Below are 26,504 nucleotides of genomic sequence, written 5' to 3'. Positions count from 1 at the left end.
CTCATCGTCAGCGGCCACCTGGTCGATGACGGCGTCCAGGTCGCTGAGCACCTGGCTGTTCAGCGCGTTCAGCGCCTCCTGCCGGTCGATGGTGACCACGCCTACGTGGCCCTGCTTCTCCAGCTTCACAAATCCCATTTCCTGTGCCTCCTTATTTGTCGATCCCAGTATGTTTGTTATTATTTTAACAAATTCCCTCCTAAATAGTATACCTCTTCTCAGCATAACAGGCAAGTGGATTGGGAGAAAATTTCGTTATTTTTTTATCAAATAATATAGGGAAGCTGCACAACCGCATTTTGATCTGGATCCTTTTCTCTGGCAGGAAGCTGCAAACTTCCTGGTTCACCCCTGGAAGCCAAACATCCTTTTCCCAAATTTCCGGCGGTCACAAAAGCCGGGGCTCCGGCATGGGCTCCAGAGGGTAGCAAGCCAGGGCGCTCCCCTCCCGCCGCTCCCGGGAAAAGGCCACCCCAGAGACAGTCCCGCCGTCATAGGTCTTGTAGTAATAAGCCCCGGTGGCAGCGCTGATACAGCAGGAATAACGGGTCACGTCCCACTTCCCCTCTGAAGTGCGCACCGCCCCCCGGACCATGGCCACCGTGTCCAGGATGTGAAAGAACTGACTCACACTGGCCCCCTCATTCCCTCCGCACACACTGTTCCATTTGTGGAAGGCTGCCCGCACATACCGGGAGGCGGGAGAACAATCCCCAGGCAGGCCCAAAGCGCCCATTCCCTGGCCGAAGGGCTTTAGCTCCGGCGCGCCCATCCGGTCCTCCGGATTGGCGGAGGACAGGCCCAGATACTGGCTCAGATTGGCCTGATGAAAGGGAAAGGGAGGCTCGTTGGTGAGCACGCCTACCGGGTCCTCGTACAGCCGCAGTCCCTCCGCCATGGGCTCGGCCACCACTGTCCGTTTCCCGTCGGACAGATGCCAGTGGAGAGGAGCGCAGGGCATGTCCGGCAGGAAGGGCACGTCCAGGAGCCGGATCCGGCGCAGCTGTTCCACCGCCTGGTCCGCCGTCTCACAGGTCCCCAGCAGCCAGGGGATCAGCTCATAGGGCCCAAGGGACAAGCCGTCTTCCCGCCCGCAGGGGTAGCGGGCGCTGTGGGGAAAGTTGAGCCCCGCCAGATAGAGGCCCTTTTCATTCATGGCCTCGGCATACAAAGGCCAGCCCGCCGCCACCGTGGCCATGCCGATCATGGCGTAATGCCGTTCCAGCGGAGGCACGGCCTTAAAAGTCAGGGGAAACCGCCGGGGCGTGATGACCACCTGCTGGCCAAAATCGTACTCCAGATCCAGATTCCGGCCAAAATAGGGTGCGTCGGTGGTAAAAATAAGGCTGGTACACATGAAGGATCCCTCCTGTTCGGAACTCGGGCTTAGTATGTGGACCGCGGCCCGTTCTATCCCAGGTCCGGGGATGGAACCATAACCAGCATACCGGGAAAATCTCCAAAAAGAAAGAGGAATTTGTAAACAATTCCGGGCGCTTGTCCCTCGGTTTGCAAAAAAGCAGCGCCTGCCGCTCCTGGAGCGGCAGGCGCTATGCCTGTCATGGTGTGGGAGCGTGGGCTCAGCCGCACTTGGAGTAGCCGCAATCCCGACAGGTGACGCAGCCTCCCTCATGCTCCAGCCGGGCGCCGCACTCAGGGCAGAACTTGGCCAGCTTGGCCTCGGCAGGGGTCATCCCCGGACGAGGAATGGCGGCCGCCTTGGCGGCGGCGCTGATGGGGGCAGGCACCGGCTCATGGGGCTGACTGGACACCTTGAGCACCTTCTCCAGGGCCTTGGCGATGGCATCCGGGCAGGAGGTCACCGGCACCCCCGGCTGCCGCAGGCAAGAGGGGCAGCGGATACCCTTGAGCTGCTGGATGATCTCCTTGGGGTCCATGCCGGAGCGGATACCCACGCTGACCAGCCTGGCGGTAGCCTCGGACTGGCTGGGACAGCCACCGGCCCGACCGGTGTTGGTAAATACCTCGCAGATGCCGTTTTCGTCATAGTTGACAGTGATATACAGGTTGCCGCAGCCGATGCGCACCTTCTCGGTAAAGCCGGTGGTGACGGCGGGCCGGGGCCGGGGCAGGATGTGGCCGTATTCCTCCTGAGGCACCCGGCACTCCTCGCACACCCGGCCGGCGGGGGCGGTCTCCTTGCCGTCGTTCACCTTACCTATGTTGAGCACCTGCTCGTTGCGGCTGCCGTCCCGGTAGATGGTGGTGCCCTTGCACCCCAGGGTGTAGGCCAGGCGGTAGACCTCGGCCACCTCCGCCTTGGTAGCGGAATTGGGGAAGTTCACCGTCTTGCTGACGGCGTTGTCGGTGTACTGCTGGAAGGCGGCCTGCATCCTCACATGCCAGATGGGAGACACGTCGTGGGCGCAGACGAACACCCGCTTAATCTCCTCGGGGATGCCTTCCACGTGGGCCAGAGAGCCCTGCTCCACGATCTTGCGCATGAGCTCCTCGGAGTAGATCCCCGCCTCCACCAGCTTGTCCTTCAGGATCTGGTTGGTCTCGATGAGGTGGGTGTTGTCCATGACGTTGCGGATATAGGCGTAGGCAAATACCGGCTCCACCCCGCTGCTCACTCCGGCGATGATGGACAGGGTGCCGGTGGGGGCGATGGTGGTGACGGTGGCGTTGCGGATGGGCGGCCCGTCCCGGTAGATGCTCTGGTCAAAGAGGGGGAAGGCGCCCCGCTCCTCCGCCAGCCGCTGACTCTCCTGGTGACCGATGGTGTTGATGGTGTCCATGATCTCGGCGGCCAGGGCCACGCCCTCCTCGCTGTTGTAGGGCACCCCCATGTACAGCAGCATGTCGGCAAAGCCCATGACCCCCAGGCCGATCTTCCGGGTGGAGCGGGTCATCCGGTCGATCTCGGGCAGGGGATACTGGTTGACCTCGATGACATTGTCCAGGAAGTGGACGGCGGTACGGATGGTGCGCTCCAGCTTGGCCCGGTCCAGCACCCAGCCTGCCACCGTCCGGGTAATGTGGTTGACCAGGTTGATAGAGCCCAGGTTGCAGCTCTCGTAGGGCAGCAGAGGCTGTTCTCCACAGGGGTTGGTGGACTCGATCTCCCCCTGGCCGGGGACGGCGTTGTCCCGGTTGAGCCGGTCCAGGAAAATGATGCCCGGCTCGCCGGTCTGCCAGGCGGACTGGACGATGGCGTCAAAGACCTCCCTGGCGTTGAGCTGGCCGGTGACCCGTCCGGTGGCCGGGTCCACCAGATCATACATGCCGTTGGCGCTCACCGCCTCCATAAAGGTCTCAGTGATCCCCACGGAGATGTTGAAGTTAGTGATCTCCGCAGTGTCATTCTTGCAGGTGATGAACTCCATGATATCCGGATGGTCCACCCGCAGGATACCCATGTTGGCCCCCCGGCGGGTGCCGCCCTGCTTCACCGCCTCGGTGGCGGAGTTGAACACCTTCATGAAGGAAATGGGGCCGCTGGCCACTCCTCCGGTGGAATTTACCGTGGAGCCCTTGGGCCGCAGCCGGGAAAAGGAAAAGCCGGTCCCCCCGCCGCTCTTGTGGATGAGGGCAGCGTTTTTGATGGCGTCGAAAATGTCCTCCATGGAGTCGGCCACCGGCAGCACAAAGCAGGCCGACAGCTGGCCCAGAGGCCGGCCGGCATTCATCAGGGTGGGGGAGTTGGGCAAAAAGTCCAAGTTGGTCATCATGTCATAAAACGCCCGGGCGGTGGCCACCACATCGGCCTTGGGGTCAAAGTGCCGGTCCCCCTCGGCAATGGCGTTGGCTACCCGGCGAAACAGCCCGTCCACCGTCTCGGTGGGGTTGCCCGCCTCGTCCTTGGCCAGATAGCGCCGCTCCAGCACCGCCTTGGCGTTTTCAGAAATCGGCATACGTTTCTCTCCTTCCTTCTTCTTCACGGATACAAGCACAAGATATTGTATCACGAAAAAAAGGGATGTCAATATGTCCGATTTCTTGCCCTGACGGCCCCGGCCTGCTATAATGTGACCGGAAACCCTGGCGCCCGTACGGGCCGGGGGATTTTCCCCCGGCCATCGGGCCGGAGCATCCAGTTCTTACATTTCATTTTTGTGCGAGGTGACGGAATGAACCATCCTCTTCCGGAGCCGGAAAACCCGCTCCGCACCCATTGTCAGTGGTTTTCCCGGCTGGGCTGGGCCCTGTTCGCCCAGATGGCCGCCATGCTGGCCGTCCAGCTGGGGGCGGGGCTGCTGCTGGCCCTGCTGGCCCCCGCCTGGCGGACCTCCCCCCTGTTCCTGTGGTGCCTGTCGGTGGGCTCGGCCTACGGGGTTGGGGTGCCCGCATTCTGCCTGGTCCTCCGGGGCACCCCCGGGGCGGCGGACAAGCCCCGCCGCTCCTGCTCCATCCACGACTTCCTCCGGTGGCTGGTCATTACCCTGGGGGTGGTATATGCCGCCAATTTGGTCACCCTGGTCCTCACCTACCTCATCGGCCGGCTCCGGGGGGCCCCGGTGGTCAACCCGGTGGACTCCCTCAGCGGCTACCCCACGGTGCTCAACCTGCTGCTGGGGTGCGTCATCGCCCCCCTGGCGGAGGAGTACCTGTTCCGGGGGCTGCTGCTGGACCGGCTGCGGCAGTACGGAGACCGGTTTGCCATTCTGTCCTCCGCCCTCTGCTTCGGCCTGTTCCACGGCACGCTGAATCAACTGCTCTACGCCGTGGGGGTAGGGACCATCCTGGCCTACGTGGCCCTGTACACCGGGCGGCTGCGGTACACCATCCTGCTCCATGCTCTGCTCAACTTCACCTCGGTTGGGCTGGTGCCCCTGCTGGAGCTGTGGGGCCAGGCCGGGGACACCCTGCTCAACCTGCTGGTCTTTGGCTCCATGGTGCTGGGGCTGCCCCTCTTCAAGGCGGAGTTCCGCCGGACTTCTCCGGCCCCCGGCTCCGTCCTCCTGTCCGCCGGATGGAAGTGGCGGCTCTTCTTTGAAAATCCCGGGATGCTGTTCTTCTGTGCCCTGGCTGCCTTTCTTATCCTGCTCAACTTAGGCTGAACAGCCGGCGGAGCGGCAGGCCCTGGGCCTGGAGGGCAGCCAGATAGAGCACCCCGCAAAAGAGAGCACAGCCGCCCATGGCGGGCAGCTCCCCTGCCCCGCTGTCCAGCAGGAACCGGAAAAGCAGGTTGCCGGTGAGGCCCATCAGCAGGGCTGACAGCCCCGGCGCCACCAGCCAGGGGAAGAGCCTGGCCTTCATGACGGCGGTCCGGCGCACCTGGAGCCAGTTTAGTCCCGCCCCCAGGGCGGCGGAAGCCACAAAGCCCACGGCGTATCCCCGGACCCCCACCTCCGGCGTTCCCAGCAGCACATAGGTGCAGACCAGCTGCACCCCGCCGGACAGCAGGGAATTGCGGGCGGCGGCCCCCTGCCTGCCCAAACCGTTAAGGGCGCAGCCCAGCACCCCCTGCCAGCAGGACAGCAGCACCCCCACCGCCAAAGGAAGGAGATACCGGCCCGCCCCCTCCTCCCGGAAGAGGATGGTCCCCAGCTCCGGCCCCACTACCACCAGCAGGGCCAGGGCGGGAAAGAGGAGCACCGAGGCGGCAGTCATGGCCCGGCTGATCCGGCGGCGGACCAGCCCCCTGTCCCCCAGAGCGGCTCCCTGGGCCAGCCCCGGCATGAGCACCAGTCCCAGAGCCCCGATGAAAGCGGTGGGCAGACAGAGCATGGGGATGGTCATGCCGCACAGCACCCCAAACTCCGCCATGGCCTCCTCTACCTCCGCCCCGGCGGCTACCAGCCGCTGGGGGATGAGCACCGCGTTGGCCGAGCCCATCAGATTGCCCAGCAGGCTGGTGAACCCCACCGGCAGGGCAATGGCAAAGATCTTCCGGTCCGCCTGGGCGGGGGCAAGGGACCCCTGCCCCACCCCCGCCAGCCGCCGCCGGGCCAGGGTGACCAGGGTGAGGGCGGAAAAGACCTCGCAGCAGATCATGCCCAGGACGATGAGGGCCACCGACCGCTCCGGGTTCTGGGGCAGGAAGAGGACCAGCAGCCCCAGCACCGCGATGGCCCGGATCACCTGCTCCCACAGCTCCACCAGGGCAGGCGGGCCCACCCGGCCCCCGCCATAGAAAAAGTGCTTGTGGAGGTTCTCCACCCCGGTGAGCAGGACGCAGGGCAGCAGGAGCAGCAGCCCGGTCTGGGTGCGGGCATCCCCCAGCAGATACACCGAAATGGGATCATACAGCAGGGCGGTAATCCCCGCCAGTACCGCGAAAAGGATCAGGAAGCAACCCATACACCGGCGGAGCACCTGCCCCGCCGTCCCCCAGTCCCCCCGGGCGGAATAGCTGGCGGTCAGGTTGGACACCGCCGCCGTCAGCCCCACCGCCGTCAGGGACATAAGCACCGAGTACACCGGCATGATGAGCTGGTACAGCCCCATGACCTCCGCCCCAATGAGCCGGGAGAGGAGGATCCGGTACAGGAATCCCAAAAACTGACCGGCGATCCCGGTGCCGGTGAGCACCAGGGTGCCGTATACCATGGACGTACGCCTCGGCTTCATCCGCTTTTCCCCCTTCCGCCATCCTCTTTTACTGTATTCGGAAGGGTTTGTCCCCATACGGGCAGAAATCCTTTGACAAATGGGGGAATTTGGTCTATCATAATATTCGCTTGTTTTAGCGAATTGCAGTATAAAAGCGAGGAATCCCCATGATCGCCACCGTCATCAACGTGGCCCTGATCCTGCTGGGCAGTGTTCTGGGCCTGCTGTTCAAAAACCGTATCAGCTCCCGGTTCGCCTCTGGGCTCACCTTCGCCCTGGGCCTGTGCGTGCTGGGCATCGGCATCTCCAGCATGATCGGCACGGCCGACACCCTGTGCGTCATCGTGTGCATGGTCATCGGCACCCTGCTGGGGGAACTTATCAACATTGAAAAGCGAATGGACGGGGTGGGTACTCTCCTCCGGCGCAAGCTGATCCGGGGAGAGGGCAACAGCCGCTTCGTGGAGGGCTTTGTCAACGCCTCAGTGCTTTTCTGCGTGGGCGCCATGGCCATCAACGGCTCCATGGAGGCAGGGATGAACGGCAACTACGACATTATTATCTCCAAGGCGGTGATCGACGGGGTGACCTCCATTACCTTTGCCGCCGCCATGGGAGTTGGGGTGGCCTTCGCCGCCCTGCCCATCCTGGTGTACCAGGGGGGACTTACCCTGATCTTCAGCGCCGTGGGTCAGGGGATGGACCCGGCGGTGGTCACCGAGATGAGCGCCGTGGGGGGCACCATCATCGTGGGTATCGGCATCAATATGCTGGGCCTGCCCAAGGAAAAGCTGCGGGTGGGCAATATGCTCCCCGCCATCTTTCTACCCCTGGGCTACCTTCCTCTCCGGGACTGGCTGGCCGGGCTGATGGGATAAGCAAACTAAAAATCCCGCCATGGAATCTGATGATTCCATGGCGGGATCTTTTCTGCGGCTCAGCGCACGGTAAAGGTGGCGTATGCCACATAGATCTTATTGTCCAGCCCCTCCGCCAGGGAGTAGGTGGAATCCCCCGCCACCAGCGAGGCGGCGGCGTCCGCCAGGCCGGCGCCGCCGGCGGACGCCTGGGCCAGCTGGCAGATGGCGGCAGCCATGGCCTCATGGTCCTGCTTGACGGTGCCTGTCATCATTCCCTGGGCGATAAGGGCCTGGGCGGTGGGGGTGGCATCCACCCCGAACACCGGGATGGTCTTGCCGCCAATGTCACCGGTGTTGTATCCCGCCGCCTGGAGGGCGGTGATGGCTCCCTGGGCCATCTCGTCGTTGTTACAGATGACCAGCTCGATCATATTGCCTTTTGCTTCGTTGAATTCCGCCAGGTTATCCGTCATATAGGCCTGGGCAGCCTCAGCCGACCAGGCTCCGCTCTCGTCCACCTGGAAGCTGTGGGTACCCTCCGGGTCAAAGTAGATCAGCTCCGGCCTGCCTCCCTGGGTCAGGAGCAGGTTGGCGTCCTCCACGCTGTACTGGGTGCGGTAGACAGCCTCCGCGTTGTCATCCTCTCCCTGTAAAAGGGCGTAAGTAATGATCCCGTCCCCGTTCCGGTCCACCTCGTCATAATGGTTGAGCAAATAGCTGCCGATCATCTGTCCTTGCAGGTGGCCGGCCTGGGGGGCGTCGGTGCCCACAAAGGCCACCATGTCCCGGTAGGCCTCCGCGCCCAGCAGAGCTCCCTCCTGGTCCATCTCCTCCACCGGCCGGTTGAAGAAGATGACCCGGGCCCCCGCGGCGGCGGCCTTGTCCAGGATGGCCTGGGCGGCCTGCTGATCGCCGCTGGACACCAGGTTCACCGCCAGGATGGAGCACCCATCCGCCAGGGCGGTATCCACCGCCTGGTCCTGGGTCTGCTGGTCGTTGGCACAGTCGTAATCCTGATAGGTCAGCCCGGCGTCCTCCAGGCTCACGTCCAGGGACTCCCGGACATTGGACAGGTAGGCATCCTCAAAATCGTAGTAGAGCACCGCCACCTTTCCGGCCTCCAGCTCCGGCTGGGCGCTGGGGCTGACAGCCACGCCGGGGCTCTCCTCCTGGGGCTGGGCGCCGCAGCCCGCCATACCGGCGGCCAGGGCTCCCGCCAGCAGCAGAGCGGCAAATCTGTTCTTTCTCATGGCAGTTCCTCCTTGGATGGTTCGGCGGAAGGAGAGGAGCCCCGCCCGGACGACGCCGGTACGGGGCAGCGGGACCTCAATTGAACTTGTAGATCTTCCGGGCCAGGCGGTAGAGCTTCACCGACAGCTTACGGCCCTGATAACCGGGGATATTGCAGGCAAAGGACAAGGACCGGTACTTGAACTTGTGGTACAGCCCCACGTCGGTGTGGCGCAGCTCCTCCCACAGCTGGGTCTTTTTGCCCAGGGCCTCGGGGGAGCCGTCCAGGATGAGGAAAATGGAAGAGATGGTCATCATCATGGACAGGTAGCTGGTCATGTACCGGGCCAGTTTGGGCTGCTCCTGGCGCAGCTTATTGAGATTGTGGCTCTGGAGCATCAGGCGGGTGACCCGCAGCTGCTGGTCCACTCGGCCCACCATCACCGACTCGTTGACGCTCTGGTCGGCCCGGCCGATAAAATAGCGGTACAGGTCGATATCCATATAATAAATCCGCTTCACAAAGGGCAGAGGCTGGTAGACGAAGATGTTGTCCACATAAAAGGTATGCTTGGGCAGCTCCAGCCCGCAGTCCCGCAGCAACTGGGTGCGGTAGATCACACTGTGCATCAGCAGAAACTGAGAGGGACGGAAACGGCCCATCCGGCTCCAGCTGAAGATCTTTTCCACCGGGAACACATTGGTGTAACGGATTACCTTCTGGGTATTGTCCTCCACATGCTCATACACATAGTTGGCGATGAACAGATCCACCGGCTTCTCCATCTGGGCGAATTTGCGCAGCTTGGCCAGAGCCTTTTGGAGTGCGTCAGCGTCCACCCAGTCGTCAGAATCCACCACCTTATAATAAAATCCGGTGGCATTGCGCAGGCCCTGGTTCACCCCCTCCCCATGGCCCCCATTCTCCTGGTGGATGGCTTTGACAATGTGGGGGTATTGGGCGGCGTAGCGGTCGCAAATGGCGGCGGTATCGTCCTTGGTGGAGCCGTCGTCCACCAGAATGATCTCAATATCCTCCCCGCCGGTGAGCAGCGTCTCCACGCAGTGCTCCATATAGGCAGCGGAGTTATAGCAGGGGACGGCAAAGGTAATGAGCTTAGACATACGTATTGTTCCTCACTTCAGCAGATCGTCACACAGCGCCAGAGCCCGGGCGGCAATGGCGTCCATGTTGTAATATTTGTACTCGGCCAGCCGTCCCAGCAGGTGGAAGTTGGGCAACCGTTCGGTCTCCCCCTGATAGCGGCTGTATAGGGCGTTGTTCTCCGGGCTGATGATGGGGTAGTAGGGGGTCTCCCCCTCCGCACCGGTATAGGCCCGGGAGTATTCCTTCATGATGGTGGTGACGCCGGGCAGCTTCTGTCCGGTGAGCTGCTTGAACTCGGTGATGCGGGTATAGTCCTGGTCCATGGTGTAGTTCACTGTGCCGTGGCTCTGCCAGCAGTCCACCGGATGGGTCTCGAACTGGAAATCCAGGGTACGGTAGGGCAGCCGGCCGTACTTGCAGCCGAAGAGCTCATCCACCGCCCCGGTATAGATGACGGTGCCCCGGAAGGGGGCGCCGTCCAGCAGCACCTGCTCCCCCTCCAGCTTCACCCGGCTGGCGGCGTCGGTGGCCAGCTCCAGGGTAATATACGGGTGATCCAGCATCCGCTGGAACATGGGGGTATATCCCTCCAGAGGCATGCCCTGGAACACATCCTGGAAGTACCGGCTGTCCTCCGAAAGAAAAACAGGCACCCGGGCGGTGGTATTGGGGTCGATCTCCTCCGGCTTCTGGCCCCACTGCTTCATGGTGTAGTACACAAACACGTGCTCGTACACATAGTCGGCCAGGGCGGCGATCTCCGGGTCGGGGTTCTGCCGCAGCTCCAGGATGGTCACCTTGGTTTCCCGGCCGTATTCCGCGATGAGCCGGCGGGCCAGGCTGGCCGCCTTCTCCCGGCCAAAGGCCAGCTCCATGGAGACCAGGTTGAAAGGCACCGGGATCTCCAGCCGTCCTCCCTCCGCCGGAATATTGGCCACCACCTGATGCTGATAGTCCAGCCAGGTAGTGAACCGGGACAGGAATTCAAACACCCGCTTATGGTTGGTATGAAAGATGTGGGGGCCATACTTGTGAATGAGCACTCCGGCCTGGTCAAAGCAGTCGTAGGCGTTTCCGCCCACATGGGCCCGGCGCTCCAGCACCAGCACCTTTTTTCCACCCCGCTCGGCCAGCTCCCGGGCGCACACCGCCCCCGCCATGCCCGCTCCGATGATGAGGCAGTCAAATGGATGATCCATGGTATCGGTCCTCTCCTATTATCACTTGATTTTTCACTCTCTGATTTGGGTAGCCCTATCCTATCACAGGCACAGGGCCAAATTGGGACTTTTCTCTTACATTTTGCGAAAAAAAGCTCAGCAGCCGGAACCCCGGGTTCCACCCTTGGGGGCGCCGCCCGGGAAACACTCGGCATAGTGCTCCATAGCCTTCCGGATGACCCGGATGGCGGCCGCCCGGTCATTCACATCACCGGCCACCGCCTCCTTGCCCTCCAGGGCCTTGTACACACTGAAGAAGTGGGCCATCTCGTCAAAAATATGGCCGGGCAGCTCCATCAGGTCCTGATAGGTGTTATAGGTGGGGTCGGAAAATGGGATAGCAATGATCTTCTCGTCGTTCTTCCCTCCGTCCAGCATGGAGATATAGCCCACAGGATAACACCGCACCAGGGTCAGGGGGTCTATGGCCTCGGAGCACAGCACCAGCACGTCCAGAGGGTCGCCATCGTCGCCGTAGGTCCGGGGGATGAAACCGTAGTTGGCGGGATAGTGGGTAGAAGTGTGAAGCACCCGATCCAGGATGATGAGGCCGGTCTCCTTGTCCAGTTCATATTTCTTTTTGCTGCCCTTGGGAATCTCAATAACCGCTACAAAGTCTTCGGGCTGGATGCGGCCGGGGTTGACATCATGCCAGATATTCGACATAGCCTGGTCTCCTTTATCGGGGGATATCCACGGCGGCCGTCGCCGGACAACCCAGGTCGGAAGGCCGTGCTTTCCCATTATGGTTTTATTATATCGTTGTCCCCATAAGATTACAATATTTCCGCGGATAAATTCCCACAAATCCGCAAAAAACAAGCCCACAGTCCTGTGTAAAGTCTCCAACCCTCTGGGGCAGAAGGACTTTACCCATTCTTTACAAACCCTTGAGGGACAACTTTACAATGACCCGGTATACTGGAGCATGTTCCCAGGAAACCAAAACATCTGCTTGATTGGAGATTGAATGACATGAAAAAGAGAACTCTTGCGCTGATGCTTTCCACCGCCCTGTGCGTGGGCATGCTTGCCGGCTGCGGCGGCGGCGGCGAGACCACCCAGTCCCCCGCCGGCAACAGCAACGCCCCCGCCAGCAGCTCTCCCTCCGGCACCGAGCCCACCACCACGGCTGTCTCCGGCACCGTCAACACCGACGGGTCCACCTCCATGGCCGACGTGATGGCCGCCTTCCAGGAGGCTTTTGAGGAGATTCAGCCCGACGTGCTGGTGAACTACTCCGGCACCGGCTCCGGCTCCGGCATCACCAACGTCCTGGCCGGCACCGTGGACATCGGCCTGTCCTCCCGCGCTCTGACTGAGGATGAGAAGGCCGAGGGCGCCGTGGAAAACATCGTGGCGCTGGACGGCGTGGCCATCGTGGTCAATCCGGAGAATACCGTGACCAGCCTGACCGTGGAGCAGATCGCCCAGATCTACAACGGCACCATCACCAACTGGTCCGAGCTGGGCGGCGCTGACGCTGCCATCGCCGTCATCGGCCGCGATGCCGCTTCCGGCACCCGGGGCGCCTTCGAGGAGATCGTGGGCGTTGAGGATCAGTGCGTGTACACCAACGAGTATGAGTCCACCGGCGAGGTGATCGGCTCCGTGGCCGGCAACCCCAACGCCATCGGCTACGCCTCCCTGTCCGCTGTGGACGAGAGCGTTGTGGCCCTGGCCGTCAACGATGTGACCCCCTCCGAGGCCACTGTGGCTGACGGCACCTATGAGATCCAGCGTCCCTTTGTCATGGTCACCAAGGAGGGCGCGGAGCTCTCTCCCGCCGCCCAGGCCTTCCTGGATTGGGCCATGAGCGCCGACGCCGCCGATGAGGTGGAGGCCGCCGGCTGCGTGTCCCCCAACGCCTGAGTCAGAATGCATCGATGCCCACAGCCGGAACAAGCCCCCACCCTTCTGGGGGCTTGTTTTGGCATGTGGTCCCTCTGCTGAGAAGAGACGCGAAAGCTGGTTCACGTTTTTTCTCAGCAGAGGAGCCAAAAAAGTGAAGGTTGGTATCCTATGAAAGAAAAATCACTGAGCAATCCTCCCGCGGAACGGAATCAGGGCGACCTCCGGCGGCAGACCAAATCCGGAAGCAAGCACGCCCTGGAGAAGACTATGAAGCTAATCTTCTTCATCTGCGGCTTCATTGCCATTGCCTTTGTGCTGGTCATCACCATCTATCTGATCATCTCCGGCCTCCCCGCCATCCGGGAAATCGGCCTGGTGAACTTTCTCTTCGGAACCGAGTGGGCCTCCACGGCGAAGGAGCCCAAATTCGGCATCCTGCCTCTGATCCTTACCTCCGTTTATGGCACCGCCGGAGCCATTGTGATCGGGGTGCCCATCGGGTTTCTCATGGCTGTGTTCCTCTCCAAGGTGGCTCCCCGCCGGGTGGCCGCCATCATCCGTCCGGTGGTGGATCTCCTGGCCGGTATCCCCTCCATTGTCTACGGCCTGGTTGGCCTGATGGTGCTGGTCCCCTTTATCCGGGAGACCTTCAATACCGCCGCCGGAGAGAGCCTGCTGGCGTCCATTGTGGTGCTGGCGGTAATGATCCTCCCCTCCATCATCTCCGTATCTGAGACCGCCCTCAACGCGGTGCCCAGGGAGTATGAGGAGGCCTCCCTGGCCCTGGGCGCCACCGAGATCGAAACCTATTTCCGGGTCTCCGCCCCGGCGGCCAAGAGCGGCATCGCCGCCGCCGTGGTGTTGGGCGTGGGCCGCGCCATCGGCGAGGCCATGGCCATCATGATGGTGGCCGGCAACGTGGCCAATATGCCCGATCTTCTCTCCAGCGTCCGTTTTCTCACCACCGGCATCGCGGTGGAGCTGGCTTATTCCAGTGGCCTTCAGCGCCAGGCCCTGTTCTCCATCGGCCTTGTGCTGTTCCTGTTCATCATGTGCATCAACGTGATCCTCAACGTATTCCTCAAACAGGATAAGGAGGGATGAGCGCAATGGCAAATCACAACCACAACGCCCAGGACATGGCCCGAAATTTTTCCGCCAGCCGCCGGGCGTACAACGGCGTCATGCGCGCTCTGATCTACCTGGCCTCCGCCATTGTGGTGGCCCTGCTCGTCTTTCTGCTGTGCTATATCTTCTACCGGGGCATTCCCAACCTGAGTCTGGAATTTCTCACCTCTGAGGAGAGTGTGCGCAACGATACCCAGGGCATCGGCCCCGCCATTCTGAACACTCTGTACGTCATCATCGCCACCCTGATCGTGGTGCTGCCCCTGGGGGTGGGCGCCGCCATCTACCTGACCGAGTACGCCACCAATCGCAAGCTGGTGTCCGCCATCGAATTTGCCACCGAGACCCTGGCCGGGATCCCCTCCATCATTTACGCCCTGGTTGGCGTGCTGGTCTTTGCCGAGTCTCTGGCCCTGGGCAAGACCCTCATCGCCGGCGCCTTCACCCTGGTGATCATGACCCTGCCCACCGTCATCCGCACCACCCAGGAATCCCTGAAAACGGTGCCGTTGTCCTACCGGGAGGGCTCTCTGGGCCTGGGCTCGGGCAAGTGGCACATGATCCGCACCGTGGTACTTCCCTCCTCCATTGACGGCATCATCACCGGCTGCATCCTGTCTATCGGCCGCATCGTGGGTGAGTCCGCCGTCCTGCTCTACACCGTAGGCATGAGCATGCGGATGCAGGATTTCTTCCAGAACGGGCTGGAGAGCTTTTTCTCCGCCTCCGGCTCCACCCTGAGCGTGGCCCTCTACGTCTACGCAAAGGTACGGGCAGACTTTGACCTGGCTTTCTCCGTGGCCGTGGTGCTCATTGTTATCACCCTGGTCATCAATCTGGCCGCCAAATTTCTGGGCAAAAAATTCAAGAAAAAGTAAGGAGAGCTCATCATGGCTGATAATACGATTCTCTCTTCCAAGGGGCTGGATCTCTGGTACGGAGAAAATCATGCGCTGAAGGATGTGAGCATGGATATTCCCGAGCACCAGGTCACCGCACTCATCGGGCCCTCCGGCTGCGGCAAGTCCACCTTCCTGCGCATCCTGAATCGGATGAATGACCTGATCCCCGAGGTCAAGATCACCGGCTCCATCCAGTACCGCGGCCAGGAGATCTATGACCCCAAGGTGGATGTGACCTGGCTGCGCAAGCAGGTTGGCATGGTGTTCCAGAAGCCCAACCCCTTCCCCATGTCCATCTACGACAACATCGCCTACGGCCCCCGGACCCACGGCATCCGGAACAAGAGTCAGCTGGACGACATTGTGGAAAAATCTCTCCAGGGCGCCGCCATCTGGGACGAGGTAAAGGACCGGCTGAAAAAATCCGCCCTGGGCCTGTCCGGCGGACAGCAGCAGCGCATCTGTATCGCCCGAGCCCTGGCGGTGGAGCCCGACATCCTGCTGATGGACGAGGCCACCTCTGCCCTGGACCCCATTTCCACGTCCAAAATCGAAGATCTGATTGCAGATTTGAAAAAAGACTATACAATAGTAATTGTAACCCACAACATGCAGCAAGCCACCCGTGTGTCCGACAAGTGCGCCTTCTTCCTGCTGGGCCAGCTCATCGAGTTTGGCGATACTACCCAGCTTTTCTCCGTCCCCAGCGACAAGCGCACCGAAGACTATATCACCGGCCGCTTTGGTTAACAGGAGGTTCTCATGAGAAAAACCTTTGACGCAGAGCTCCAGGAGCTCAATTATGAGATGATCGATATGGCCGCCGCCGCCGAGGACGCCATCGACGTGGTGGTGGAGTCCCTGGCCGCCGGGGACGAGGAGGCCGCCAAATCGGCCATGGAAATGACCCGCCACATGGACGAGATGGAACGGGACATTGAAAACCGGTGCCTGCGGCTCCTCCTCCAGCAGCAGCCGGTGGCCCGGGACCTGCGCACCATCTCCGCCGCCCTGAAGATGGTCACCGACCTGCAGCGCATCGGGGACCAGTGCGCCAACATCGCCGAGATCTCCCTGCTGCTGAAGGGCCAGAAGCAAACCCGCACCCTGGCCGACATCCGCACCATGAGCCAGAAGGCCGGGGTAATGGTGAAGCGGTCCATCTTCGCCTATGTCAACCGGGATACCGGGGCCGCCAACACGGTGGTCAATCTGGACGACGAAATAGACCAGCTCTTCCGCACCATTAAAAGCGAGCTGGTGGAACTCATCGTGGAGAACCGGGAGCAGGCCGACCAGGCCATCGACCTCATCATCATTGCCAAGTATCTGGAGCGTATCGCCGACCACGCGGTGAACATCGCCCAGTGGGCTATTTTCTGCGTGACCGGAGAGATCCAGCCCCAGGCCTGAGCCCCTATCACTACAGAGGGAAGGTGATCCCATGTCCAGAGCCATCGTGGTGGTGGAGGACGACGGGAGCATCCGGGAGATGCTCCGCTACTATTTCCAGTCGGTGGGCTATACCGTCCGCCCCTATGAGTCCGGCGAGGCCATGCTGGAGGGGGAGTACGGCCAGCCCCAGCCCGACCTGTTCATTCTGGACATCATGCTGCCCGGTATGGACGGACTGACCATTCTCAGCCGCCTGCGGGAGGGCGTGGAGTCCCGGGAGACCCCCGTCATCATGCTCACCGCCCGCTCGGCAGAGATGGATCGGGTGTCCGGCCTGGAGGCCGGGGCGGACGATTACGTGGTCAAGCCCTTCGGCATCATGGAGCTCCAGGCTCGGGTGAAGGCGGTGCTTCGCCGCACCAAGCGACAGGAGACCGGCGTACTCACCTGCGGCGACCTGGAGATCGACCCCGCCGCCCGGGAGGTGCGCAAGGGGGGCCGCCCGGTGGAGCTCACCTTCAAGGAATTTGAGCTGCTCCGGCTGCTTTGTACCCGCCGGGGGGTGGCCCTTACCCGGGACGAGATCCTCCAGACCGTCTGGGACTATGATTATACCGGCGAGACCCGCACCGTGGACATGCATGTGAAAGCCCTCCGCCAGAAGCTGGGGGAGGACATCATTACCACCGTCCGGGGTGTGGGATATAAAATTTCCTGACAGAGGGGAAAACCAAATGAAGAAACGAATCATTGGCGCCACCCTGTTGACGGTGGTGTGCGCCCTGCTCATCTCCAACGTGGTGGGCATCCTCACCTTCCGCAGCCGGGAAATGGACGCCGCCCGCAACACCCTGGAGGAGCTTCTGGTGCTCATGGACGCCCAGAGCGCCATTACTGAGCCGGAGGCCCTGTCCCAGCAGTTCCACGCCGCCGCCCCAGACAAGCGGCTCACCATCATCGACACCGACGGCACCGTTCTGGCCGATACCGGCGCTGACGCCGCCACCCTGGAGGACCACAACAGCCGTCCGGAGGTCATCGAGGCCAAGCAAAACGGCTGGGGAGAGGCGGTACGCCAGTCCGACACCATGGGCGACTCCATGTTCTACGTAGCCAAGCGTTTTGCCGACGGCATGATCGGCCGGGCCTCCATGCCCCTGTCCTCCATCAACTCACTGGTGGCAGGCAGCGTGCTGGGGGTGGGCATCGCCTCACTCATCGCCCTGGTACTGGCCCTGATCCTGGCCCGCCGCACCGCCAACCGGGTAGTGGTCCCCCTCAACTCGGTGAGCGGCGCCCTCCAGGGCGTGCTGGACGGCAAGGGAACCGCCGAGCTGGAGGTGTACCAGAAGGACGATGAGCTGCGGCCCATCCTGCGCAACATCGACAAGCTGATGGAGCGGCTGGAGGGCTACATCCAGTCCATTACCCTGGAGCGGGACAAAGTGAGCCTCATTCTGGACTGCATGGATGAAGGACTCATCCTGCTGGACGAAAACGGCAAGGTGCTCTCCATCAACCGGGCGGCCCGTACCCTCTTCGGCTTCCCCGAGGGGGAGCAGGTGGACGGGGCCCTGCTGCTCACCCGCAGCCGTCGCCTCCGGGACGCCATCGGCCAGTGCCACCAGAAGGGTTCGGCCATCCTGTTGGATGTGGACGCCCTTACCGAAAACGCCCGCTCCCTGCGGATGTTCATCTCCCCGGTGTCCGGCCGGCAATACGAAGGCCAGCGGGTGGGCACCTCCATCCTCATCTCCGACGTCACCGAGCTGAAAAAGGCGGAGGGCATCCGGGCCCAGTTTACCGCCAACGTGTCCCATGAGCTGAAAACCCCCCTTACCAGCATTAAGGGCTTTACCGATATGCTGTCCTCCGGTATGGTGGCCGACCCCGCCGACCAGAAGCGGTTCCTCACCATGATCGGCGTGGAGGTGGACCGGCTCATTGACCTGATCAACGACATCCTCAAGCTGTCCGAGCTGGAGTCAGTGGCCATCGAACAGAGCGAGGAGCATTCCGACGCTCTGGAGGTGGCCCGGGAGACCGCCGACCTGCTCTCCCCGGCCGCCCAGAAGGCGGGGATCACCCTGTCGGTGGAGGGAGACCACGCCACCGTGGCCGTACCCAAAAGCCGGCTGAAGGAGCTGCTGCTCAATCTCATGAGCAACGGCGTCAAGTACAGCGAATCCGGCGGAAGCGTCTCCGCCCGCCTGACCTGCCGGGACGGTCAGGTAGTCATCACCGTGTCCGACACCGGCATCGGTATCCCCCCAGAGGACCAGGGCCGGGTGTTCGAGCGGTTCTACCGGGTGGAAAAGGGCCGCGCCAGGCAGAACGGGGGCACCGGCCTGGGCCTGGCTATCGTCAAGCACATCACCCAGCTCTACGGCGGCACCGTGGGGCTGGAGAGTCAGGTGGGCAAGGGCTCCACCTTCACCGTCACCCTACCCCTGGCCGCGGATTGACCCCCACCGGCACAGACCATGTGGTCTGTGCCGGCCGTATAACCCAAAACCCCCGGCCTTGCGGCCGGGGGTTTTGAGGTGTGTGTGTTGTGTGTTTGCAAAGGTGTTAGAGAGGGATAAGAGAGGAATTGGTTTTGGGAGGATGGTCTGGATCCCCTTCGGGAATCTGTCTATATCCTACCCTGTAAATAAGGCCAAATCGTGTATTGAGTGTGAATAAACTGTTAATTTCAATTTTCTTTTTCCCCTTGGATTCCCGCTTGACAGGGGGCAGCATTGGTGATATAGTCTTGTTGCAAAATTGGCATGGACGGAGAAGAACCCGCGCAGCGGCGGACAGAGAGGAGCCCATTTGGTGGAAGGGCCCCACGACACGCGGCGGCTGTACCACTCCCGAGCCGCCCGGGAGGACCGGGCCGGGGCTTTCCCGTTACAGGAAGTCACAAGCGGCGTAAAGTCATATCCTTTGCGCAAGCAGGGTGGAACCGTGGAGCCTAACGCTTCACCCCTGAAATTCAGGGGTGAAGCGTTTTTGTTTTGCCCCTTGTCGGGGCGCGCATGGCGCGCCGGCCACATGGACACAAGGAGGTTTTTAGTGATGTCCGAAGAAATGAAAAATGAATTTACCTTTGAAAATCCTGAGTACCGCAAGACCTATTGGCATACCTGCTCCCATATCCTGGCCCAGGCCGTCAAGCGCCTGTGGCCCGAGGTGAAGCTGGCCATCGGCCCCGCCATTGAGGAGGGCTTCTACTACGATATGCTCTCCCCCTTCCCCTTTACCGCCGAGCACCTGGCCCAGATCGAGGGGGAGATGCGGAAGATCTGCAAGGAGAAGCTACGCCTGGAGCGGTTCGAGCTGCCCCGGACCGAGGCTCTCAAGCTGATGGAGGAGAAGGGCGAGCCCTTCAAGGTGGAGCTCATCAACGACCTGCCCGAGGACGCAATTATCTCCTTCTACAAGCAGGGAGAGTTCACCGACCTGTGCGCCGGCCCCCACCTGGACTCCACCGCCCGGGTGAAGGGCAACGCCATCAAGCTCACCGCCTGCAACGCCGCCTACTGGCGGGGAGATTCCAACCGGGAGACCCTCCAGCGGATCTACGGCATCGCCTTCCCCAAGAAGGATGAGCTGGATGCCTGGGTGAAGCAGCGGGAGGAGGCCCTGAAGCGGGACCACAACAAGCTGGGCCGTGAGCTGGAGTATTTCACCACTGTGGACGTGATCGGCCAGGGCCTGCCCATCCTGCTGCCCAAGGGCGCCCGCACCATCCAGGTCCTCCAGCGCTGGATCGAGGATGAGGAGCAGAAGCGGGGCTACCTGCTGACCAAGACCCCCCTGATGGCCAAGCGGGAGCTGTACAAGATCTCCGGCCACTGGGACCACTACCTGGACGGCATGTTCGTGCTGGGCGATCCCCACGATGAGGAAAAGGAGTGCTTTGCCCTCCGGCCCATGACCTGCCCCTTCCAGTACCAGGTGTTCCTCAACCGTGGCCGCAGCTACCGGGACCTGCCCATGCGCCTGGGTGAGACCTCCACCCTGTTCCGCAACGAGGACTCCGGCGAGATGCATGGCCTGATCCGGGTGCGCCAGTTCACCATCTCCGAGGGACACCTGATCCTCCGCCCCGAGCAGCTGGAGGAGGAGTTCAAAGGCTGCCTGGATCTGGCCAAGTACTGCCTGGACACCCTGGGCCTGCTGGACAAGTGCACCTTCCGCTTCTCCCAGTGGGATCCCGCCAACCCCAACAACAAGTACGAGGGCACCCCCGAGCAGTGGGACGAGGCCCAGCGGGTCATGGGCCAGATCCTGGACGACCTGGGGGTGGAGTACACCATCGGCATCGACGAGGCCGCCTTCTACGGCCCCAAGCTGGACATCCAGTACAAGAACGTGTTCGGCAAGGAGGACACCCTGGTCACCATCCAGATCGACATGCTGCTGGCCAAGCAGTTCGATATGGAGTATGTTGACACCGACGGCCAGAAGAAGTTCCCCTATATCATCCACCGCACCTCCATGGGCTGCTACGAGCGCACCCTGGCCTACCTGCTGGAGGAGTACGCCGGCGCCCTGCCCACCTGGATGTCCCCCGAGCAGGTGCGCATCCTGCCCATCACCGACCGGGCCGCCGACTACAGCTATGAGCTGAAGGAGAAGCTGTTTGCCCAGGGCTTCCGGGTGGAGGTGGACCCCCGCAACGAGAAGATCGGCAAAAAGATCCGGGAGGCCCAGCTGGAGAAGGTGCCCTATATGCTGGTCATCGGCGACAAGGAAGTGGAGTCCGGCGAGGTGGCCGTCCGCAACCGCAAGGGCGAGCAGACCGTCATGGCCTTCGACGCCTTTGCAGCCCTGCTGAAGGACGAGGTAGAGACCAAGTCCAAGGAGCAGAAGGCCTGAATCTGATCCCAAACCCCGGATGGCTTGTACCATCCGGGGTTTTTTGATATACTGGAGAAAAAACAGGGGGCTGAACTATGGACACCATGATCATCGGCATCGCCGGAGGCACCGGCTCGGGCAAAACCACCCTGACACTGGGTCTGAAGGACAGATTTGGGGACGCCGTCTCCATCCTCTATCACGACAACTACTATAAGCGGCACGACGAGATGCCCTATGAGGAGCGGTGTCAGCTGAACTACGACCATCCCGACGCCTTTGACACCCCCCTGATGGTGGCCGACCTCCAGGCGCTCCGCCGGGGGGAAACGGTGCACAGCCCCACCTATGATTACACCATGCACAACCGGGCCGCCGAAACGGTGGAGGTACGCCCGGCCAAGGTCATCCTGGTGGAGGGCATCCTGATTTTCGCCGAGCCCGCCCTGCGGCAGCTTATGGATATCAAGCTCTTTGTGGACACCGACGCCGATGTGCGCATTCTCCGCCGCATCATGCGGGACGTGAAAAAGAGGGGCCGGTCCCTGGACTCTGTGGTGCAGCAGTACCTGAACACCGTCAAGCCCATGCACGAGCAGTTTGTAGAGCCCTCCAAGCGATACGCTGATCTGATCGTTCCCGAGGGGGGCAAGAATCCCGTGGCCATGGAAATGCTCATCCAGCGCATCCGCAGCCACATCGCCCTGGCGGAGGACTGAGCCAGCGGGCAAGTAAAAAAACACCGGCCCGAACGACGCAGGCAGCGTCGTCCGGGCCGGTGTTTATCTTTTCCGGGTCTTCCCCGGCGCTTTGTCTCATTCCTCCGTCAGGCTGAAAAAGCCCTCCAGCCGGTTGGATTTGTCAAAAATGTTATTATACAGCAGCACCTGGTATTCCTCCACCGCCGACGCCAGGTCTCCGGTAAGGGTCTCGTTCTCCCCATACCAGATCTGTCCGTCGCTGATGCCCACGGTGTTGATGACGGGAACAGCCTCATACAACTCCTGCTGGAACTTCTGGTAACCAGTCATGGGCAGGTTGGCGGTGTCCATGAGCAGAGTGGACAGATAGTTCAGCGAGAGCTCCACCCCCTCCGCCTCAGGAATATCGTAGTTGGCCCACAGGAAGAAGGGCACCATCTGTTTTTTCTCCGCCAGGGCGGTGTCCGGGTCGGTGCCCAGCACGTCAGTGTAGAAGTTGGTGGCCACCTGGGGCTGGTGATCCCCGAAGAAGAGGATCATGGTGGGCTCCTCCACCCCCTCGAAGTAGCTGATGAGGTACTCCAGGGCCTGGTCGCTCTGGTAGATGAGGGATAAGTACTGGTTCACCGTCTGGAACCGGCCCTCCAGCGAGCCGGTGAGCCACACCTCCCGGGGCAGGTTCTCCCAGGACATCTGATACCCGCTGTGGTTCTGCATGGTCACGTTGAAGAGGAACAGGGGCTCCCCCTTCTCCTTCTCCTCGTACAGCCGGATCAGGTTCTCATAGTCGCACTGGTCAGTGACATAGCCCGTGCTGGAATCCCCCCGCATATAGGTCCGGTTCTGGAAATCGCTCTCGAAGTACACTTCATCAAAGCCGAAGTTGCTGTACACCGAAGGCCGGTTCCAGCCGGAGGACCGGTAGGGGTGGGCGGCGATAGCGGTATAGCCCAGGGCCTTCATCTGGCCCACCAGGGTGGGGTCCCCGTCGGAGACATACATCTGGTAAGGCACCGTACCGGCGGGCAGGAAGGCGGTGGTGTTGCCGGTAAGGAATTCATACTCCGAGTTGGCTGTGGTACCGCCGAATACCGAAGAGTAGGCGTAACCCTTGATGGTATTCTCTGTCAGAGACCGGAGGAAGGGCATGGCGTCCTGGTTGGTCTCCACCTCCGGCAGGACAGACAGGTCGGAGAAGGACTCATTCATAATGACGATCACATTCACCGGACGGACCGTCCCGTCCGGGTCCATCACGCTCACCGACAGCTCATCGCTGGTGTAGCTCTCCCCCAGCCCGGACAGGGTCTGCTGGGAATAGGTCTCCGGCTGGTCCACCTTCATATACTTCATGCACACGGCGAAGTTGAGGAAGAGGCCGTTGCCCCGGGTGGTCCACATGGAGGGCTCGATACCCAGCCCCTCCACCAGCCCGGTGCCAAAGAACACCGCCAGAAATACCGCCGAGACTCCCGCCGAGGGAACAAACACCTTCCAGGAAAATTTTTTCCGTGACTCGTTCGGCAGGAACTTCATGAGCAGGATAACGAGCACCATAATGACCAGTGTGAGCGCCTGCCGCTGGGACAGGGAGTAGTCATAGTTCCCCGCCACATTGGCGGCGGTGCCCAGGCAGAGAAAATCACCGGGAAAAAGGGTGCGGCCCCGGAAGGCGATGAGGTAGTGGTTGGCGCAGCCGAAGCCCCAGGCGATGCCCAGGCCCAGCTTGACGGCGCCGCTCCGCCGGCCCCGGAGAAAGTAGAAGAAGAGCTCCCCCAGGTAGTACCACACCAGGTTGAGGGCGATCTGGGTGGGGGTAAAGTCCTTCCAGGGGTCGTTGTAGTTCAGGTACTCCACCAGGGTGAAGGAGAGCAGAGGGACCACCGCCAAAAGCGCCATGGTGACCCACCAGTATTGCCGCTGGGTAAGAGCCAGCTTGGGCCAGCGGAGGGCCAGCTTTCGCTTGCGGGGGGAAACAGCGGCCGGCTCCTCTTCCGGGATATTCAATTTTGGTTGCTTTACAATGCTTGCCATAGGATACGCTGCCTTTGCATAAAATCACTGGATGTTCCCCATTGTAGCACAAAAAGGGGAAAACGCAATGCGCTTCCCCGCTTTTTGTGCAAATCGTATGAAACTTCTCAGAACACCGCCAGATGCAGGGGCGGCCCCTTCAGGGGGATCACCCGGTCGCACAGGTCCACCACTTCCTTCTCGTGGCTGGACAGCACCACCGGCGTACCCAGGGCCCTGATGCGCTCCAGGATACGCCCTGCCCGGGGGGCGTCCACTCCCGTGAAGGGCTCGTCCAGCAGGATGAGCCCCCCGCCGCAGGCCAAAGCCCGGGCCAGCGCCAGCCGCCGGCCCATGCCGCCGGACAGGGCGGCGGGGTAGCTGTTCTCCTCCCCCTCCAGCTCGGCCAGGGCCAGCCAGCGGCCCACCTCCCCCCGGCGGTCCCTGGGCAGCACGTCGGCAATGTGCTGCCCCACCGTCCGCCAGGGCAGCAGCCGGTTCTCCTGAAAGAGGAGCACCGGCCAAGGGGGCAGGACGGCGGTTCCTCCCTCCACCGGCTGGAGCCCCGCCATCACCCGCAGCAGGGTGGTCTTGCCGCAGCCCGAGGGGCCGGACAGGGCGGTGATGCCATGCTCGGGCAGCTCCAGGGAAAACCGGTCCAGCACCGTCTTTTCTTCATAACGCACTGTAATATTTTTTATCAATATCACCGTTTTCCACCTCCCAGCCGGGCAAAAACCAGGCCCAGAGCGTACTCCAGCACAAAGCTGAGGGCGATGACCACCAGGGTCCAGGCGAAGAGGTCGGGGGTCTCCAGGGTGATCTTGGCCCGGTAGAGCTGGGTACCGATGGCCAGCTTGGGCTGGCAGAGCACCTCGGCGGCCACCCCCGCCTTCCAGGCCAGACCCAGGCCGGTGGCGCAGCCGCTGGCGAAGTAGGGGAGCACCGAGGGCAGGTAGACCAGCCGGACGGTCTTGCACCGGCCGAAGCGGTAGGCCCGGGCGGCCTCCAGCAGCAGGGGATCGGTCTGAGCGATGCCCTTGGACACGTTGCCCCACAGCACCGGCAGCACCATCAGCCCCGCCACGATGGCGGGCACCACACCGGTGGTGGGGGCCCACAGCAGCACCAGTACGATGAAGGAGGCCACCGGCACCGCTCGGATCACTTTCACTGCCGGGGTGAGCACCCAGTCCGCTCCCCGGAGGGCGGAGGTGGCTACCGCCGCCAGGGCCCCCGCCGCCACGCCGCCGGCAAACCCGGCAAAAATGCGGCCCAGGCTGGTGGCTGCCGCCTGCCAGAAGGCGGGTTGGCCGCCCAGGGTCCACAGCCGCCCGGCCACCAGCAGGGGGGCGGGCAGCAGCAGGGCTCCGTGGCCGTCGGTGCGCAGGTCAATGAAAAAAGCCGCAAGCTGCCATACCCCCAGCCAAAAGGCCAGGGGTATGACAACGCGCAGCAATCGTCTCAGGGTATTATTCCGCGATGTAGTAGAAGGCGTCATCGGGGATGGAACCTCCGATCGAAGTGGGGTCGGCGGCAAAGAGCACCTCATAGTAGCTGGAGATGGATTTCATCTCGTCCCCGGCCACAAAGACCATGTTGGCCTGGGGGATAGCGGCCTGGGCAATGGCGGCCTTGGGCACGATGCCATACTGCTCGATGAGGGCGGCCCCCTCCTCCGGGTTGTCCTTGATATAGTTGATGGAGGCCTCATACTCGGTGAGGAAGGCCTTTACCGCCTCCGGGTTCTCCTGGGCAAATTCGGAGCGCACCACCACACAGCCCATGGTGAAGGTGCCCTCGGCCCCGGACTGAGTCCAGGCGTCGTTGAGATCAATGGCGTCCCGCACGTCGCTGTTCTGCATGAGCACGGTGGTGGCGGCGGGCACGGGGAGCATGCACAGGTCGATCTCACCGGAGGCCATCAGGGTGGTGACCTCCTCGCTGGTCTTCCATTGGATGTCCACGTCGGTGTCCGGGTCCAGGCCGTTCTGGGTCAGCAGGTAGTCCAGCACATACTCGGTGTTGCTGCCCTGGTTGATGGCGTAGAGGGTCTTGCCCGCCAGGTCGGCCATGGAGTTGACAGTGTCCCCGTTCTCCAGGATGTGGAGCACTCCCAGGGTGTTCAGGGCCAGCAGCTGCACATTGCCGGTCTTGTTGTACAGGTTGGCGGCCACGTTGGTGGGCAGGGCGGCCATATCCAGCTCCCCACTGTTCAGCTTGGGCAGGATGTCGGTGGAGGGATCGGAGCCCATGGTCACGTTGTAGTGGTTGGCGGTGGCACCGGCCTCATTGTCGGCCAGCAGCTTGGCGCCGCCCATGCCGGTGGGGCCGTTGAGCAGGCCCAGATTGATCTCGTTCTTCTCCCCGGTGGGGGTCTCGGACTGGGCAGGCGTGGTCTCAGTCTGAGCCGGGGTGGTCTCCACCTGGGCAGGGGTGGTCTCAGTCTGGGCCGGGGTAGTCTCGGTCTCGGGGGCGGCTTTGGGGCCGCAGGCGGTGAGGCCCAGGGCCAGCGTCACGGTAAGCCCCAGGGCAAGCAGTCTCTTTTTCATGGCAGTTCTTTCCTTTCCAAGCCGTTTGTGGGTCTGTTCTCTGTACGGCTTAGTTTAGTGTATCATGTCCCCTTCAAATGTCAACGGGCAATTTCTCCAATTCTGTCCGCCGTACCCTTCTTTTTCCCCAGGCATAGGATGGGAGGAGAAAAGGAGGTATTGCTATGAAAC

At 62.0% G+C, this 26,504-nt stretch carries 22 protein-coding genes; 11 read left to right on the top strand and 11 right to left on the bottom strand.

From position 1 onward, the window contains the following. Positions 1-388 precede the first annotated feature (388 nt). Positions 389-1,357: a choloylglycine hydrolase gene (bsh, locus tag H6B51_RS10620; protein ID WP_204883662.1), complete on the bottom strand. Its 969-nt coding sequence runs from the start codon at positions 1,355-1,357 to the stop codon at positions 389-391. 223 nt (positions 1,358-1,580) lie between these two features. After that, entirely contained in the window at positions 1,581-3,905 is a 2,325-nt protein-coding gene (locus H6B51_RS10615; RefSeq protein WP_335342145.1) for a vitamin B12-dependent ribonucleotide reductase, read from the bottom strand. A 189-nt stretch (positions 3,906-4,094) separates the two neighbouring features. On the opposite strand from H6B51_RS10615, the gene H6B51_RS10610 reads away from it, so the two are divergent. After that, positions 4,095-5,024, top strand: coding sequence for a CPBP family intramembrane glutamic endopeptidase (locus tag H6B51_RS10610; protein ID WP_204883661.1), 930 nt, complete (start codon positions 4,095-4,097; stop codon positions 5,022-5,024). On the opposite strand, the gene H6B51_RS10605 is transcribed toward H6B51_RS10610, so the two are convergent. Continuing rightward, positions 5,011-6,537 carry a putative polysaccharide biosynthesis protein gene (locus H6B51_RS10605; RefSeq protein ID WP_243421250.1) on the bottom strand — a complete coding sequence of 509 codons (1,527 nt, stop codon included), beginning with the start codon at positions 6,535-6,537 and terminating at the stop codon, positions 5,011-5,013. The genes H6B51_RS10610 and H6B51_RS10605 overlap by 14 nt on opposite strands. Positions 6,538-6,686: 149 nt before the next feature. On the opposite strand from H6B51_RS10605, the gene H6B51_RS10600 reads away from it, so the two are divergent. After that, a complete protein-coding gene (locus tag H6B51_RS10600; protein WP_204883660.1) occupies positions 6,687-7,397 on the top strand; it encodes a DUF554 domain-containing protein in 711 nt (236 codons plus the stop codon). Between the two features lie 59 nt (positions 7,398-7,456). Here H6B51_RS10600 and H6B51_RS10595 read toward each other — a convergent pair whose 3' ends face one another. The 4 genes from H6B51_RS10595 to H6B51_RS10580 form a co-directional block, all read right to left on the bottom strand. Continuing rightward, a complete protein-coding gene (locus H6B51_RS10595) occupies positions 7,457-8,629 on the bottom strand; it encodes a galactose ABC transporter substrate-binding protein (protein WP_204883659.1) in 1,173 nt (390 codons plus the stop codon). A gap of 76 nt (positions 8,630-8,705) precedes the next feature. Beyond that, a complete protein-coding gene (locus H6B51_RS10590; protein ID WP_204883658.1) occupies positions 8,706-9,734 on the bottom strand; it encodes a glycosyltransferase family 2 protein in 1,029 nt (342 codons plus the stop codon). Positions 9,735-9,746: 12 nt separating this feature from the next. Further along, positions 9,747-10,916, bottom strand: a complete 1,170-nt coding sequence (gene glf, locus H6B51_RS10585) for a UDP-galactopyranose mutase (protein WP_204883657.1) — start codon at positions 10,914-10,916, stop codon at positions 9,747-9,749. Positions 10,917-11,033: 117 nt separating this feature from the next. Next, a complete protein-coding gene (locus H6B51_RS10580; RefSeq protein ID WP_204883656.1) occupies positions 11,034-11,603 on the bottom strand; it encodes an inorganic diphosphatase in 570 nt (189 codons plus the stop codon). 309 nt (positions 11,604-11,912) lie between these two features. Between H6B51_RS10580 and H6B51_RS10575 the strand changes: the two genes are divergently transcribed. The 9 genes from H6B51_RS10575 (at position 11,913) to udk (ending at position 21,786) form a co-directional block, all read left to right on the top strand. Further along, positions 11,913-12,809, top strand: a complete 897-nt coding sequence (locus tag H6B51_RS10575; RefSeq protein WP_204883655.1) for a phosphate ABC transporter substrate-binding protein — start codon at positions 11,913-11,915, stop codon at positions 12,807-12,809. Between the two features lie 249 nt (positions 12,810-13,058). Further along, complete coding sequence (pstC, locus tag H6B51_RS10570) at positions 13,059-13,895, top strand: phosphate ABC transporter permease subunit PstC (protein WP_243421252.1); 837 nt, start codon at positions 13,059-13,061, stop codon at positions 13,893-13,895. Positions 13,896-13,900: 5 nt separating this feature from the next. Next, positions 13,901-14,797 carry a phosphate ABC transporter permease PstA gene (pstA, locus tag H6B51_RS10565; RefSeq protein WP_243421249.1) on the top strand — a complete coding sequence of 299 codons (897 nt, stop codon included), beginning with the start codon at positions 13,901-13,903 and terminating at the stop codon, positions 14,795-14,797. A gap of 12 nt (positions 14,798-14,809) precedes the next feature. After that, positions 14,810-15,571, top strand: coding sequence for a phosphate ABC transporter ATP-binding protein PstB (gene pstB / locus H6B51_RS10560; protein ID WP_204883653.1), 762 nt, complete (start codon positions 14,810-14,812; stop codon positions 15,569-15,571). Positions 15,572-15,583: 12 nt separating this feature from the next. Continuing rightward, entirely contained in the window at positions 15,584-16,234 is a 651-nt protein-coding gene (phoU, locus tag H6B51_RS10555) for a phosphate signaling complex protein PhoU (protein ID WP_204883652.1), read from the top strand. A 31-nt stretch (positions 16,235-16,265) separates the two neighbouring features. After that, positions 16,266-16,934 (top strand): response regulator transcription factor, encoded by a 669-nt coding sequence (locus tag H6B51_RS10550; protein ID WP_204883651.1) that lies wholly within the window; start codon positions 16,266-16,268, stop codon positions 16,932-16,934. 16 nt (positions 16,935-16,950) lie between these two features. Then, a complete protein-coding gene (locus H6B51_RS10545) occupies positions 16,951-18,681 on the top strand; it encodes a sensor histidine kinase (RefSeq protein WP_204883650.1) in 1,731 nt (576 codons plus the stop codon). 508 nt (positions 18,682-19,189) lie between these two features. Then, the gene (gene thrS, locus H6B51_RS10540) at positions 19,190-21,085 is read left to right on the top strand and encodes a threonine--tRNA ligase (protein ID WP_418055068.1); all 1,896 of its coding nucleotides are present in this window, start codon (positions 19,190-19,192) and stop codon (positions 21,083-21,085) included. Between the two features lie 77 nt (positions 21,086-21,162). Then, on the top strand, positions 21,163-21,786 hold the full coding sequence (gene udk / locus H6B51_RS10535; protein ID WP_204883648.1) for a uridine kinase: 624 nt from the start codon (positions 21,163-21,165) through the stop codon (positions 21,784-21,786). 96 nt (positions 21,787-21,882) lie between these two features. On the opposite strand, the gene H6B51_RS10530 is transcribed toward udk, so the two are convergent. The 4 genes from H6B51_RS10530 to H6B51_RS10515 all read right to left on the bottom strand — a co-directional run bounded on the left by H6B51_RS10530 (position 21,883) and on the right by H6B51_RS10515 (position 26,333). Next, positions 21,883-23,802, bottom strand: coding sequence for an LTA synthase family protein (locus tag H6B51_RS10530; RefSeq protein ID WP_204883647.1), 1,920 nt, complete (start codon positions 23,800-23,802; stop codon positions 21,883-21,885). A gap of 107 nt (positions 23,803-23,909) precedes the next feature. Then, on the bottom strand, positions 23,910-24,491 hold the full coding sequence (locus H6B51_RS10525) for an ATP-binding cassette domain-containing protein (protein WP_204883646.1): 582 nt from the start codon (positions 24,489-24,491) through the stop codon (positions 23,910-23,912). After that, entirely contained in the window at positions 24,488-25,240 is a 753-nt protein-coding gene (locus H6B51_RS10520) for an ABC transporter permease (protein WP_243421247.1), read from the bottom strand. The genes H6B51_RS10525 and H6B51_RS10520 overlap by 4 nt, the downstream gene beginning before the upstream one ends. A 13-nt stretch (positions 25,241-25,253) precedes the next feature. Further along, on the bottom strand, positions 25,254-26,333 hold the full coding sequence (locus tag H6B51_RS10515) for an ABC transporter substrate-binding protein (RefSeq protein ID WP_204883644.1): 1,080 nt from the start codon (positions 26,331-26,333) through the stop codon (positions 25,254-25,256). Positions 26,334-26,504: the final 171 nt, after the last annotated feature.

This window comes from Pseudoflavonifractor phocaeensis (assembly GCF_016901955.1).
GTDB lineage: Bacteria > Bacillota > Clostridia > Oscillospirales > Oscillospiraceae > Flavonifractor > Flavonifractor phocaeensis_A.
The sequence above is the reverse complement of the archived record's forward strand: the minus strand, read 5'-3'. Positions and strand labels throughout refer to the sequence as shown.